Source organism: Citrobacter sp. TBCS-14 (assembly GCF_005280805.1).
Taxonomy (GTDB): Bacteria; Pseudomonadota; Gammaproteobacteria; order Enterobacterales; family Enterobacteriaceae; genus Citrobacter; species Citrobacter gillenii.
In genome coordinates, this window is sequence record NZ_SZWM01000940.1 from 1 (window position 1) to 233 (window position 233).

The window sequence follows — 233 nt, forward strand, 5'->3', positions numbered from 1 at the left end:
GACGCAAGAATGAACGGGCCCTGTGGGAAGGGCGCAACTTGCCCCATAAAGCGGCTCCAGCAGACACGCCATTCGCCGCCACGTTGGGTAGTGACTGCGATGCGATCGCCAACGATGGCGATCCATTCGCCACGATCCAGTTTCTCTTTGAGCAGAATGGCGGTATCCGGGCCAATATCGTTCACCGGTAGCAGGTTTAACCCGGCCTGCGGGGCCATCTCTTCCATAATTTT

1 pseudogene is annotated in these 233 nt (G+C 57.5%); it reads right to left on the bottom strand.

Going from position 1 to position 233, the window contains the following annotated elements:
- Positions 1-233, bottom strand: a pseudogene (locus tag FDX22_RS22155) (glycosyltransferase family 2 protein); the annotation flags it as partial.